The sequence below is a fragment of the Stenotrophomonas sp. S49 genome, assembly GCF_016624905.1.
Lineage (GTDB): Bacteria > Pseudomonadota > Gammaproteobacteria > Xanthomonadales > Xanthomonadaceae > Stenotrophomonas.
In genome coordinates this window covers 53,351-64,978 of sequence record NZ_JACVUD010000016.1, presented here as the reverse complement: position 1 = coordinate 64,978, position 11,628 = coordinate 53,351, and the positions used below count along the sequence as shown (strand labels likewise).

Below are 11,628 nucleotides of genomic sequence, written 5' to 3'. Positions count from 1 at the left end.
GCGGTAGGCCCCCGTGTATTTTTTGTTGGGGCGGGGGGGTCCCCCCCCCGCTCCCCCGTCTCAAGCAGCAACCCACCAAGCAAAGACGCTCGCAGCATGTTGCCCCGGTGTGTGTGCCGGGGCTTTTTTGATTGGGCGGGGCGGGTGGATTTCATTGGTCTGCGGCCACTTCCACCCGGTTGCGGCCGGCGGCCTTGGCGCGGTAGAGCGCCTGGTCGGCCCTGGCCAGCGCCTGTTCCAGGGTGTCGCCGCCGTCGTCATGCCAGCGCGCCACGCCAATGCTGACGCTGACCACTGGCGCCGCATCGGAATCGGCATGGGCGATCGCCAGCGCCTGCACCTGCTGGCGCAGCTGTTCGAACGGTGCCGACTGCGGCTGGCCCGGCTGCCAATGGCCCAGCGCCACGAACTCTTCGCCGCCATAGCGCGCCACCACCGAATCCACATCGCGCAACTGCGCCGACAACGCCGCGGCCACGGCATGCAGCACGGTGTCGCCGGCGGGGTGGCCGTGGTGGTCGTTGTAGCGCTTGAAGTAATCGATATCGATCATCGCGATGCGCAGCGCACCGCGCGGGTGTGGCGTGCGCAGGTAGTGCTGGAAGATCTGCCGCGCACGGCGGTCGAAGGCGCGGCGGTTCAGCAGGCCGGTCAGGCCATCGTGGTTGGCCAGCGCGTCCAGCCGCTGTTCGGCAATGAAGGTAGCGCGCGCCTGCCGTTCGGAGATGTAACAGCCCACCATACCCGCCACGTGGGTGGCCAGCACGAACATCAACGCCTCGGCCAGGGCCGGCCCGGCCGGCAGCACGTTCACTTCGGCCAGTACGAAGGCGGCGCTGATGACCGTGCCGTTGAAGGTGGCCACCTTGAAGCGCAACCCGCACAGGAAATAGTTGAACAGCAGGAACAGGCTGACCCCTTCGTAGGGGTAGCCAGTTTCGGCGTGGTGCGCGGTCCACACCATGGCCACCAGGGCCAGCCCGCTGCACAGCACCATGGCCCCGCCGATGTACTGCTGGTAGCGGCGCCACGCCGGCAGATAGGTCATGACCACGCCCACCAGCAGTGCCGGCAGCAGCACGCCCAAGCGCCAGCGCAGCACCACGGCGCCGATGTCGGGCGGCAACCATTGTCGGTCCAGCGCGATGAACAGCAGCGAGAAGCAGGCCGCCACGGCGCAGGCCCAGCGCATGCGCCACAGCACCTGTGCATCGAAGGCAACGGCAAATCCGGATTCGTCGATCGGTACTGCGGTAACGCGCCTGTCGGTGCTGGTCATCGCCGTCCCCATGCGTGGCCGCGCCAGCCTATCGGCAACCGGATCAACGCGGCGTCGGCAGCGGGCCGCCGGCGACGCGCCGCGTTGCGTCAATTCCCTGCCCGGCGGCGCCGCTAGAATGGGCGGATGAAAGCCCTGCACTCCCTGTTCCTCGCCGCCGCGCTCGCCCCGGCCCTGCTGACCCTGTCCGCGCCCGCCCATGCCTGGGGCGCACAAGGCCACCGCCTGGTGGCCGAGGTGGCCGAAACCCGCCTGAACCCCACGGCCCGTGCCGAAGTGGACCGCCTGCTGGCCACCGAACCGGGCGCCACCCTGGCCAGCATCGCGCCCTGGGCCGACCAGCTGCGCGCCAAGGACCCCAGCCTGGGCCGCCGCTCGGCCGGCTGGCACTACGTCAACATCGCCGAAGACGGCTGCCATTACGAAGCCCCCAAGCACTGCAAAAACGGCAACTGCATCGTGGAAGCCCTGAAGGCGCAGAGCACGATCCTGGGCGACCGCCAACTGACCGATGGCGAGCGCCTGCAGGCGCTGAAGTTCGTGGTGCACCTGGTGGGTGACGTACACCAGCCGATGCACGCCGGCTACGGCCACGACAAGGGCGGCAACGATTTCCAGCTGCAGTTCGGCAACCGCGGTACCAACCTGCATTCGCTGTGGGACAGCGGCATGCTCAACACCCGCAAGCTGGATGACAGCGGCTACCTGCCGGTGCTGCGCGCACTGCCGGCGCCGAAGCTGGCACGCCAGTCCAACCCGCAGCAGGATCCGCAGCGCTGGGCCGAAGCCAGCTGCCGCATTTCGGTACAACCCGGCGTTTACCCGGCTTCGCGCAAGATTGGCGATGAATACACCGCGCGCTATCGCCCGGTGGCCGAGGCACAGCTGCGGCTGGCCGGTGAAAACCTGGCCCAGCTGCTGAACCGCGTGCTGGGCACACGCTGAGGAGGTTCCATGTCGGTCCAGGTCCAATCCTTCTTCCACCGCGACAGCAATACCTTCAGCTATCTGGTCAGTGATCCGGCCAGTGGCGAAGCGGCGTTGATCGATCCGGTCCTGGATTACGACCCGGACACCGACGCCAGCAGCGACGCGCCCGTGCGTCCGCTGCTGCAGGCCATCGAACAGCAGGGCCTGCAGCTGCGCTGGCTGCTGGAAACCCACGCCCACGCCGACCACGTGTCGGCCGGGCGCCAGTTGAAGGCGCGGTTCCCGCAGGCCACGCTGGCCATTGGCGAGGGCATCCGCGCGGTGCAGGCCACCTTCGCGCCGCGCTACGGCCTGGACATGCCGGCGCAGCACGCGCACTTCGACCATCTGTTCAGCGATGGCGAAACCTTCGCGCTGGGCACGCTGCAGGGCCGCATCATCGCGGTGCCGGGCCACACCAGCGACAGCATCGCCTACCTGATCGACGATGCACTGTTCACTGGCGACTCGCTGTTCATGCCCGATGGCGGCACCGCCCGCTGTGATTTCCCGGGCGGTGACGCGGCGCAACTGTACCGCTCCATCCAGCGCCTGCTGGCGCTGCCCGATGCCACCCGCGTATTCGTCTGCCACGACTACGGCCCGGGTGGCCGTGCGATCGCCAATGAAACCACCATCGGCGCGCAGCGTGCGCACAACATCCACGTGCACGACGGCGTGGACGAAGCGGCGTTTGTCAGCGTGCGGCAGGCACGCGATGCCACCCTGGCCGAGCCGAAGCTGATGCAGCCGGCGGTGAAGGCCAATATCCAGGGCGGGGCCTGAGAGCGGCGGCGAGGACACGCCGGGCATGGCCCGGCGCTACCGTTCACGTGCCCGGCGCTAGCGGCCCTGGGTGCGTACCACGTGCTGGCCTTTCACGATTTCGAAGGTGAAGGCGTACTGCAGGGTGACCGCCACCGGTTCGATGCTGTCGGCGCCCTTGCAGTCACTGCGGTCTTCGGGCGTCCTGCCGGCGGCGAAACGGCAGACCGCCGCCGGGGAATACTTCCACTGCGCGACCGCATCCTGCGCGGCCTGCAGCAGCGGGCCATTCTCCGTCGCTGCACCCGCGCTGCATTCCTTCCGGTCGGTCAGCGGCATGCTGCGTTCAACCCCGCCCTGCGCGTCCACCACCACCTGCAGGCAGACCGTGGTTGGCGGCAACGCGGTGCGTGGATCGCGCTCGCCCACCACCGCGTCCGGTGCCGCATACAACTGCGGCATCCGGTAGCCCTCGCTGGCGGCCAGCGCGTACGGCTGGACCTGCCCCGCACCACCGGCCGCATCGGGCTTCAGGCGCTGGTGGCCGACGCTCTCGTTGCGGGTATCGACCGTGGTCAGGCGTTCATGGCTGGCGCACCCGGCCATCAGCGCGGCCAGCAGGCACAGCGGCAGGCCTCTCACTTCCGGCCACCGTCGGCCGCATCGTCATCCATGGCGAAGGTGATCGGCACCTTCACCGCGGCCGCCACGGGCACGCCGTTCTTCAGTGCCGGACGGTAGGTCCAGCTGCGCGCGGCGGCCTTGGACACTTCGTCGAACACGCCCGGATTGGTGGCACTGAGGATCCGCACATCGGTCAGCTGGCCCTGTGCATCCACCTCCAGCCGCAGCGTGACCACGCCGGTCTGGCCGTTTTCAAACGCCGAGCGCGGATAGCTGGGCGGGGGCATCTTGTCGATCAGGATATCGCGATTGCCCGCGCCCGCTGCCGCACCGCGCTCCACACCACCCGCCCCTTGGCTGGCCCACGCCAACGCCGCCCCACCCATGCACAGACCCACCACCAAGAGCTGGCCCGACAATTTCGGCAATGCCTTCCGTTTCGACTGCTTCAACATGGCGATACGCTCCTTCAACACGGGTTGGCTGCGCCAATGGCAGGCCATCGGCGCAACCGGGTGGACCAGCTGCGCCTTCAGCAGCGTGCTGGCGTAGAGACGGCGTTGCGAGGGCTGGGCGGCAACGGTGCGTGCATCGCAGGCCAGTTCCTGGTCGCGCAGGAAACGGCGCGCGGCCCAGGGCAGCAACGGGTGGAACCAGAACACCGTGCGTGCCAGCAGCAGACCGCCATTGGCCCAGTGATCGCCGTTGCGGCGATGGCTGCGTTCGTGCAGCAGGATCAGCGCCTGCTCATGGGCATCGAACTGCTGGTCGAAGTGCGGGCCGACCACGATGCGCGGCCGCCACAGCCCCACCAGCGCGGGCAGGCCGGGGTCGGCGCCGGCCTGCCAGCTGCCATCGGCACGCGCCTGCAGGGGGCCCAGCGTCTGCTCGAAACGGCGTTGCGCACGCAGCGCGCGCAGCAGCTGCAAGCCGGCGCCCAGCGCCCAGGCCACGGCCAGCAGCCACGGCCACAGCGGCAACTGCGCGGCAGGCCCCTCCACGGTGCCCGGCACCACCTTGAATGGCAGCGTGGGCACGTGCTGCAGCACCGGCAATGCTGGCACGGGCAGCAGCAGGGCCATCAGCAGCAGCGGCAACAGCCACCAGCTGCGATAGGCCAGCTCCGCACCGCCCAGCGTTACCAGCACGGGCCGCACGGCCGCCAGCAGCAGCACACCCAACGCCAGCCCCAGGCTGGCCTGCCACAGTCCATCGAGCAGCTCATTCATCGTCCATCTCCTGGATCAGCTTCTTCAGTTCGGCAATGTCCTGTGCCGTCAGCCGCCCGCGCTCGCTGAAGTGGGCGACCAGCGGCGCCACCCTGCCATCGAACACGCGGCCAATGAAATCCTGGCTCTGCATGTCCACCCACGCTTGGCGTTGCAGCAGCGGCAGGTAGAGGTAGCGACGGCCGTCGCGTTCGGCGGCAATGGCGCCCTTGGTCAGCAGGCGGTTGAGCAGGGTCTTGATGGTCGGCTCGGCCCAGTCGCGGTGGGCCAGCGCGGCGACCACATCGTCTGCGCTGCGCGGCGACTGCTGCCACAGCACTTCCATCACGATGGCTTCGGCTTCACTGATCGGGCTCATTGTTTACATCCGTAATCGACAATTCGATTACGCGCGTAATCGAGCGTGCTGTCAAGCCCCTCAACATGCGGTTCATCTGCCACGGACCAGCATCGAAGCCACCGCCCACGGAGCCTGCATGAAGCCGCTGCGCAAGAAGGACTACCCCGTCGAGGACGCACGCCGGTTCCTGGAACCGGGCCCGATCGTGCTGGTCAGCACCGCGGCGCAGGGCCAGCGCAACCTGATGACGATGGGCTGGCACATGGTGATGGGTTTCTCGCCGTCGCTGGTGGCCACCTACCTGTGGAGCGAGAACCACAGCTTCGCCCTGGCCCGGGACAGCGGCCAATGCGTGATCAACGTGCCTGGCGTGGAGCTGCTGGACACGGTGGTGGATATCGGCAACTGCAGCGGCCGTGACCTCGACAAGTTCGCCCACTTTGGCCTGGACGCGCTGCCGGCGCGCGACGTGGCCGCGCCGCTGGTGGGCCAGTGCCATTCCTGCTTCGAGTGCCGCCTGTACGACGACAGCCAGGTGCAGTCGAGCAATCTCTTCATCTGGGAAATCGTGCGCGCACACGTGGCGCCGCGGCCGAAACTGCCGCGCACGTTCCACTATCGCGGCGATGGACAGTTCATGCTGTCCGGCGCCAAAGTCTCGCGTCGACGGCGGTTCAAGCCCGACATGCTGTAATGCCCGCACTCCCCCGCACGCAGGACCTTGCCGCATGACCGAACACCTGACCGACCTGGACGCCGCCGTTGACTGGCTGTTCGCGCGCGTGGACGGGCCGCTGCGGGTGGGTGCGCCGCTGGCGCTGGGCAAGCCGCACCGGCTGTTGAATGCCTTGTATGCGCGGGTTGAGGCGGATCCGTCGCGGCCGCTGCAGCTGTACACCGCGCTGTCGCTGAACCCGCCCAAGGCGCGCGGCGATGGCCTGGAGGCGCGCTTCATGGCGCCGTTCGTGCAGCGCCATTTCGGCGAGGATTTCCCGCGCCTGGCCTATGCCGATGCCATCGCCCGCGATGCGCTGCCGGCGCATGTGCAGGTGGAAGAGTTCTACATGCAGTCCGGCGCGCTGCTGGGGTCGCGGCAGGCGCAGTCCAGCTATACCAGCCTGAACTACACGCACGCGGCCGATGCGGTGGCCCAGCGCGCACCGCAGGTGATCGTGCAGAAAGTGGCCATGCGCCCGGATGATCGCCGGCTGTCGTTGTCATGCAACAACGACATCACCCAGGACACGCTGGATGCGATTGCCGCACGCGGCCTGCCGCGCCCGTTGCTGATTGCCGAAATCGATCCACAGCTGCCGTACCTGGGCGGTTCGGCCACGGTGGATGTGTCCTTCTTCGACCTGGTGATCACCCCGCGGCCGCCCTACCCGGCGCTGTTCGGCCTGCCGCGGCAGCCGGTGGCCGACGCCGACTACGCCATCGGCCTGTACGCCAGCACCCTGGTGCGCGATGGCGGCACGCTGCAGATCGGCATCGGCACCCTGGCCGATGCGCTCAGCCACGCGCTGGTGCTGCGCCATACCGACAATGCGCGCTACCGCCGCGTGCTGCATGCGCTGGACCCGCAGCTGGCCAGCCATCCGCTGGTGCAGGAAATCGGCGGGCTGGAACCGTTCGAGGTCGGCCTGTACGGCTGCAGCGAAATGCTCAACGAGGGTTTCCGCCGGCTGGTGCAGACCGGGGTGATCAAGCGCAAGGTGCACGACGACCTGGCCCTGATGCAGCGCATCGAAAACGGCAGCACGCTGTCGATCGACCACGCCACCCTGGCCGCCGAGGGTGAATACCTGCACGGCGCGTTCTACCTGGGTTCGCCGGAATTCTACGAATGGCTGCGCACCCTGCCCGAAGACGAATGCCGCGCGATCGGCATGCGGCGCATCGGCGAGATCAACCAGCTCTATGGTGGCAACGAGACGCTGGAGCGCCTGCAGCGCCGCCATGCGCGCTTCTTCAATTCCTGCATGATGGCCACCGCGCTGGGCGCGGCAGTGTCGGACGCGCTGGATGATGGGCGCGTGGTCTCGGGTGTCGGCGGGCAGTACAACTTCGTGGCCATGGCCCATGCCCTGCCGGAAGCACGCAGCGTGCTGATGTTCCGTGCCGCACGCGACGACAAGGGCCAACGTGCCTCGAACGTGCGTTGGAACTACGGCCACACCACCATTCCGCGGCACCTGCGCGATATCTATCTGAACGAGTACGGCATTGCCGATCTGCGCGGCTTGACCGACGAGGACTGCGCGCAGGCGATGACCGCCATTACCGAAGCGCCGTTCCAGGCAGCACTGCTGGAGCAGGCGCACGCGGCGCGCAAACTGCGTGCCGCGCAGCAGCCGGATCCGCAGCGTCTGCAGCGCAACACGCCTGCCGCGTTGGCGGCGGCGCTGGCGCCCTTCCGCAGTGATGGCACCCTGCCCGACTACCCGCTGGGCAGCGACTTCAACGAGATCGAACAGGTGCTGGTGAAGGCGCTGGGCTGGCTGAAGGCGAATACGCAGACACGCGGCGCGACGCTGCGCACGGCGTGGGCCGCGCTGCGCCAGCCGGCCGGCGATGGCGATGCGGTGTACCTGCAGCGCATGGGGCTGCAGGCGCCGAAGGATTTCGGCGAGCGCTTGAACGCGCGGCTGCTGCGGCTGGCGTTGGCGCGCACCGCGTAATCGCAGCGATGGTAGCGCCGGGCCATGCCCCGCGGAGCGGTAGCGCCGGGCCATGCCCGGCGGAACAGCTTCCGTGCCAACCAAGGTTGGCACCTACCAGGCTGCGGCGGCACGCTATGCTGTGCCGATGAACGACGATTCCCGTTTCCTGCACGACCTGCAGCAACGCCATGCCGCAGGCGAAGACCTGCGCTATCTGTGTTTCTGGGGCCACCAGCCGCCGCGAAGCGGTGTGTCTGCGTCCTGCTTCAGCCAGTGGTACGACGCCGGCTTCGACATTGATGGCGTGCACTACCGCACCGCCGAGCACTACATGATGGCCGGCAAGGCGCGGCTGTTCGGCGCAAGCGTGCTGCTCGACAAGATCATCGCCAGCGCCACGCCGGACAAGGCCAAGGCGCTGGGCCGCCAGATCGAAGGCTTCGATGAAGCGCGCTGGGTGCAGGCGCGCTACGACCTGGTGGTGGCCGGCAACCGCGCCAAATTCAGCCAGAACCCGGAACTGGGCGCCTTCCTGCGCGCCACGGCGGGTTGGGTGCTGGTGGAAGCCAGTCCGGTGGATTTCATCTGGGGCATCGGGCTGGCCAAGGACCACGCCGACGCGCACAACCCCGCGCAATGGCGCGGGCTGAACCTGCTGGGCTTTGCATTGATGGATGTACGCGAGGCGATGTAGCGCCCATCCACGCATGGCGTGGATCTACTGCGGGCGGTTCAAGGCTTCGGGGAGATCGAGACGCGCGATCGCAGGATGCTCGCGATGTTCTGCCTGCCAGAGATCGTAGGCCGCTTGCATCGCCAACCACATCCGGGCATTTCCCAGAGCGGCCAGTTCCAAGCGGTACGCCAGCTCGGCAGAAATGCCTGCATGGCCGTTGATGACCGTCGACAATTGCCCACGTGAGTACCCGAGGTGGTGCGCGAGCGCACTGATGGACATCTTGATCGTCGGCAGGATGTCTTCGCGTAGCGCTTCTCCAGGATGGGGCGGATCATGCAGCGGCATCGAGCATCCTCGGTCCAGCCATCAGGCAACCCCTGACATCGCGCTGTTATTGCAGAGTTCGCCGTACCGGCGGAAGAGGCCATCGCGTCATCGTCATCGACACGGCGGTCAGTGCTGATCGGAAAACAAGAAAGGCCGGCTTGCGCCGACCTTTCTCTCTCTGCTTCGCGAGGCGGCTTACAGCGCCTTGGCTGCTTCCACCACGTGCGTGGCGGTGATGCCGAAGTGCTGGTACAGCTTGTCGGCCGGGGCCGAGGCACCGAAGGTATCGATGCCGATCACCGCACCGTCCAGGCCGACGAACTGGCGCCAGAAGCCGGTCACGCCGGCTTCCACCGCCACGCGCTTGCGCACGGCGTTGGGCAGCACCGATTCACGGTAGGCCGCATCCTGGCGCAGGAACACGTCGGTGGACGGCATGGAGACCACGCGGGTCTTCAGGCCGGCGGCGTCCAGCTGCGCCTTGGCTTCGGTGGCCAACGACACTTCCGAACCGGTGGCGATCAGGATCACGTCCGGGGTGCCGGCCGCATCGGCCAGCACGTAGCCGCCGCGTTCGATCTGCGCGATCTGCCCGGCATCACGCGGTTGGTGCGGCAGGTTCTGGCGGCTGAACACCAGACAGCTCGGGCCGTCCTGACGGGTGATCGCAGCCTTCCAGCTCACCGCCGATTCCACCGCATCGCAGGGGCGCCACACATCGTTGTTCGGGATGTAGCGCAGCGAGGCCAGGTGTTCCACCGGCTGGTGGGTCGGGCCATCTTCGCCCAGGCCGATCGAGTCGTGGGTGTAGACGTGGATGGCATGGGCCGGGATCAGCGCGCTCATGCGCACGCCGTTGCGGGCGTAATCGCTGAACACCAGGAAGGTGGCATCGAACGGAATGAAGCCACCGTGCAGGGCCAGGCCGTTGGCAATGGCGGTCATGCCGAACTCGCGCACGCCGTAGTACACGTAGTTGGCGTTGGCGTCGTCGCTGGCGACCGACTTGCTGCCCTTCCAAAGGGTCAGGTTGGAGTGCGCCAGGTCAGCCGAGCCGCCGACGATTTCCGGCAGCAGCGGGGCGAAGGCTTCGATGGCCAGCTGCGAGGCCTTGCGCGAAGCGATCGTCGGGCCTTCAGCGGCCACTTGGGCGATGTAGGCATCGGCCTTGGCGACAAAGTCGGCCGGCAGTTCGCCGTGCGAGCGACGGGTCAGTTCGGCGGCTTCGGCCGGGAACTGCGCGGCGTACTTGTCGAACTGCTGTTCCCATTCGGCCTGGCGCAGGGTGCCGGTACCGCCGGCACGCCAGCCGGCGTAGATCTCTTCGGGAATCTCGAACGGACCGTAGTTCCAGCCCAGCTGCTTGCGGGTGGCTTCCAGTTCGTCCTTGCCCAGCGGCGCGCCGTGGCTGGATTCCTTGCCGGCCTTGTTCGGCGAACCAAAACCAATCGTGGTGCGGCAGCAGATCAGGGTCGGCTTTTCGTCCTGCGACAGGGCCGCTTCGATGCCGGCCTTGATGCTTTCCGGATCGTGGCCATCGACATCGCGCACCACGTTCCAGCCGTAGGCCTCGAAACGCTCGGGGGTGTTGTCGGTGAACCAGCCTTCGACGTTGCCGTCGATGGAGATGTGGTTGTTGTCCCAGAAGCAGACCAGCTTGTGCAGGCCCCAGGTGCCGGCCAGCGAAGCGGCTTCATGCGACACGCCTTCCATCAGGCAGCCATCGCCCATGAACACCCAGGTGCGGTGGTCGACGATTTCCAGCTCCGGGCGGTTGAAGCGCTGTGCCAGCAGCTTCTCGGCCAGGGCGAAGCCCACGGCGTTGGCAAAACCCTGGCCCAGCGGGCCGGTGGTGGTTTCCACGCCCGGGGTCTCGTGGCGTTCCGGGTGGCCAGCGGTGTGGCTGCCCAGCTGGCGGAACTGCTTGAGCTGTTCGATCGGCAGGTCGTAGCCGCTCAGGTGCAGCAGGGCGTACTGCAGCATCGAGCCGTGGCCGTTGGACAGCACGAAGCGGTCACGGTTGAACCACTGCGGGTTGTTCGGGTTGTGCCGGAGATAGTCGTTCCAGAGGACTTCGGCGATATCGGCCATGCCCATGGGCATGCCGGGGTGGCCGGACTTTGCGGTTTCAACCGCATCGGCGGCAAGGAAGCGGATGGCGTTGGCCAACTGGCGACGGGTAGGCTGCGTCATGGTTCTGTCGGAATCGGGAGGCGGCCGCGGACGTGCGGGCCCCCCATTGTCCCACAGACCCGGGGCCGGGTTCAGGCGTAGGGCCAGATCCCTTGCCAGAGAAAGGGATCTAACCCCGCCCGCCGCTTACTTCGGGGCGGCGGCCTCGATCACGGCGCACATCGACTTCTTCTGGAAGTCCTCGCCGGTGGCGTAGGTGGCCGGGGTGGTCTTGGTCACGGTGATCTTCGAGCCCTTGCCCTCGGCCTCGATCAGCACGTTCCACGGCAGGGTGGTCTGGCCGCCGTTGAACTGGACGTTCTGCTCCATGGTGAGCATGCCCAGGTCCTTGTCCACGGTGGCCACCTTCAGGCCCGACTTCACGCCTTCGATCTGGATGCGCTTGAGCGCGTCAGCCGGCGTCGCGTTGGGCACTACGTCCCAGGTGGTGAAGGTGCGCCCGGCGAAGAAGCTGCCGGTCTTGGTGTAGTTGGTTTCACAGGCCTTCTGGGCACTGGCGTCGAAGGCCAGCAGGCCCAGGGCGGCGACCATCACGTACGAAATCCTCATTTCTGCTCCCG

General features: G+C 67.5%; 12 protein-coding genes. 5 read left to right on the top strand and 7 right to left on the bottom strand.

The genetic code is table 11. From position 1 onward, the window contains the following. Positions 1 to 151 precede the first annotated feature (151 nt). Complete coding sequence (locus IAE58_RS05875; protein WP_199932902.1) at positions 152 to 1,279, bottom strand: GGDEF domain-containing protein; 1,128 nt, start codon at positions 1,277 to 1,279, stop codon at positions 152 to 154. Between the two features lie 126 nt (positions 1,280 to 1,405). On the opposite strand from IAE58_RS05875, the gene IAE58_RS05870 reads away from it, so the two are divergent. Both IAE58_RS05870 and IAE58_RS05865 read left to right on the top strand, forming a co-directional pair. Beyond that, entirely contained in the window at positions 1,406 to 2,224 is an 819-nt protein-coding gene (locus IAE58_RS05870; RefSeq protein WP_199932903.1) for a S1/P1 nuclease, read from the top strand. Between the two features lie 9 nt (positions 2,225 to 2,233). Beyond that, positions 2,234 to 3,034: an MBL fold metallo-hydrolase gene (locus IAE58_RS05865; RefSeq protein ID WP_199932904.1), complete on the top strand. Its 801-nt coding sequence runs from the start codon at positions 2,234 to 2,236 to the stop codon at positions 3,032 to 3,034. A 57-nt stretch (positions 3,035 to 3,091) separates the two neighbouring features. Here the strand turns inward: IAE58_RS05865 and IAE58_RS05860 are convergent, their stop codons facing one another. From IAE58_RS05860 to IAE58_RS05850, 3 genes are read right to left on the bottom strand one after another with little or no spacing between them, the layout of a single operon-like run. After that, positions 3,092 to 3,655: a hypothetical protein gene (locus IAE58_RS05860; RefSeq protein ID WP_199932905.1), complete on the bottom strand. Its 564-nt coding sequence runs from the start codon at positions 3,653 to 3,655 to the stop codon at positions 3,092 to 3,094. After that, positions 3,652 to 4,866: a TonB family protein gene (locus IAE58_RS05855; protein WP_199932906.1), complete on the bottom strand. Its 1,215-nt coding sequence runs from the start codon at positions 4,864 to 4,866 to the stop codon at positions 3,652 to 3,654. Before IAE58_RS05855 ends, IAE58_RS05860 begins: the two co-directional genes overlap by 4 nt. After that, a complete protein-coding gene (locus tag IAE58_RS05850) occupies positions 4,859 to 5,224 on the bottom strand; it encodes a BlaI/MecI/CopY family transcriptional regulator (RefSeq protein ID WP_108754006.1) in 366 nt (121 codons plus the stop codon). The genes IAE58_RS05855 and IAE58_RS05850 overlap by 8 nt, the downstream gene beginning before the upstream one ends. A 118-nt stretch (positions 5,225 to 5,342) precedes the next feature. Between IAE58_RS05850 and IAE58_RS05845 the strand changes: the two genes are divergently transcribed. The 3 genes from IAE58_RS05845 to IAE58_RS05835 all read left to right on the top strand — a co-directional run bounded on the left by IAE58_RS05845 (position 5,343) and on the right by IAE58_RS05835 (position 8,563). Then, positions 5,343 to 5,900 carry a flavin reductase family protein gene (locus IAE58_RS05845; protein WP_199932907.1) on the top strand — a complete coding sequence of 186 codons (558 nt, stop codon included), beginning with the start codon at positions 5,343 to 5,345 and terminating at the stop codon, positions 5,898 to 5,900. Positions 5,901 to 5,934: 34 nt separating this feature from the next. Further along, positions 5,935 to 7,887 (top strand): acetyl-CoA hydrolase/transferase C-terminal domain-containing protein, encoded by a 1,953-nt coding sequence (locus IAE58_RS05840; RefSeq protein ID WP_199932908.1) that lies wholly within the window; start codon positions 5,935 to 5,937, stop codon positions 7,885 to 7,887. A 73-nt stretch (positions 7,888 to 7,960) separates the two neighbouring features. Further along, positions 7,961 to 8,563 carry an NADAR family protein gene (locus tag IAE58_RS05835; RefSeq protein WP_325166839.1) on the top strand — a complete coding sequence of 201 codons (603 nt, stop codon included), beginning with the start codon at positions 7,961 to 7,963 and terminating at the stop codon, positions 8,561 to 8,563. A 24-nt stretch (positions 8,564 to 8,587) separates the two neighbouring features. On the opposite strand, the gene IAE58_RS05830 is transcribed toward IAE58_RS05835, so the two are convergent. From IAE58_RS05830 to IAE58_RS05820, 3 genes are all read right to left on the bottom strand, one after another. Further along, a complete protein-coding gene (locus IAE58_RS05830; RefSeq protein ID WP_199932909.1) occupies positions 8,588 to 8,893 on the bottom strand; it encodes a HigA family addiction module antitoxin in 306 nt (101 codons plus the stop codon). Positions 8,894 to 9,070: 177 nt separating this feature from the next. Further along, the gene (tkt, locus tag IAE58_RS05825) at positions 9,071 to 11,068 is read right to left on the bottom strand and encodes a transketolase (RefSeq protein WP_199932910.1); all 1,998 of its coding nucleotides are present in this window, start codon (positions 11,066 to 11,068) and stop codon (positions 9,071 to 9,073) included. Between the two features lie 126 nt (positions 11,069 to 11,194). Then, positions 11,195 to 11,617 carry a hypothetical protein gene (locus IAE58_RS05820; protein WP_233614725.1) on the bottom strand — a complete coding sequence of 141 codons (423 nt, stop codon included), beginning with the start codon at positions 11,615 to 11,617 and terminating at the stop codon, positions 11,195 to 11,197. Between the last annotated feature and the right edge of the window lie 11 nt (positions 11,618 to 11,628).

Coding starts and splice junctions, on each gene's coding strand:
- IAE58_RS05820 (WP_233614725.1), bottom strand. CDS start 11,617: ATGAGGATTTCGTACGTGATGGTCGCCGCCCTGGGCCTGCTGGCCTTC.
- IAE58_RS05865 (WP_199932904.1), top strand. CDS start 2,234: ATGTCGGTCCAGGTCCAATCCTTCTTCCACCGCGACAGCAATACCTTC.
- IAE58_RS05870 (WP_199932903.1), top strand. CDS start 1,406: ATGAAAGCCCTGCACTCCCTGTTCCTCGCCGCCGCGCTCGCCCCGGCC.
- IAE58_RS05855 (WP_199932906.1), bottom strand. CDS start 4,866: ATGAATGAGCTGCTCGATGGACTGTGGCAGGCCAGCCTGGGGCTGGCG.
- IAE58_RS05830 (WP_199932909.1), bottom strand. CDS start 8,893: ATGCCGCTGCATGATCCGCCCCATCCTGGAGAAGCGCTACGCGAAGAC.
- IAE58_RS05845 (WP_199932907.1), top strand. CDS start 5,343: ATGAAGCCGCTGCGCAAGAAGGACTACCCCGTCGAGGACGCACGCCGG.
- IAE58_RS05840 (WP_199932908.1), top strand. CDS start 5,935: ATGACCGAACACCTGACCGACCTGGACGCCGCCGTTGACTGGCTGTTC.
- IAE58_RS05850 (WP_108754006.1), bottom strand. CDS start 5,224: ATGAGCCCGATCAGTGAAGCCGAAGCCATCGTGATGGAAGTGCTGTGG.
- IAE58_RS05875 (WP_199932902.1), bottom strand. CDS start 1,279: ATGACCAGCACCGACAGGCGCGTTACCGCAGTACCGATCGACGAATCC.
- tkt (WP_199932910.1), bottom strand. CDS start 11,068: ATGACGCAGCCTACCCGTCGCCAGTTGGCCAACGCCATCCGCTTCCTT.